The organism is Actinomyces sp. S6-Spd3 (genome assembly GCF_000758755.1).
Lineage (GTDB): Bacteria > Actinomycetota > Actinomycetes > Actinomycetales > Actinomycetaceae > Pauljensenia.
Genome location: NZ_JRMV01000081.1, coordinates 1 through 544, shown reverse-complemented (window position 1 = coordinate 544; position 544 = coordinate 1). Strand labels below are relative to the sequence as shown.

Sequence of the window (544 nt, the reverse complement as noted above, 5' to 3'; positions counted from 1 at the left end):
CTCTTTACCTGGCTGACCAGCCAGTCCACGATTGCCTTATCCCAGTCGTCACCACCGAGGCGGTTGTCACCGGAAGTTGCGCGAACCTCGATCGTGGAGAACTCAGCGCCATCCTCGGTGTCCTTACCGATCTCTAGGAGCGAAACGTCAAACGTACCGCCACCGAGGTCGAATACGAGGATGAGCTCGTCTTCCTTACCCTTCTCGAGGCCGTATGCGAGAGCAGCCGCGGTAGGCTCGTTCACGATACGGGTTACGTTCATGCCGGCAATGCGGCCCGCGTCCTTCGTTGCCTGACGCTCAGCATCGTTGAAGTATGCGGGAACAGTAATCACGGCGTCAGTGATCGGCTCACCGAGGTACTCCTCCGCGTCTCGCTTGAGCTTGCCAAGAATACGAGCGGAAATTTCCTGCGCCGTGTAAGCCTTATCGTCAATCTTCACTTCCCAGTCGGTGCCCATGTGGCGCTTAACCGACATGATGGTGCGATCAACGTTGGTCACTGCCTGGCGCTTAGCGATTTCGCCTACCAGGACCTCGCCCG

General features: G+C 58.1%; 1 protein-coding gene. It reads right to left on the bottom strand.

Going from position 1 to position 544, the window contains the following annotated elements:
• A partial coding sequence (locus HMPREF1627_RS00495; RefSeq protein WP_034500108.1) for an Hsp70 family protein occupies positions 1–544 on the bottom strand: 544 nt, incomplete at both ends.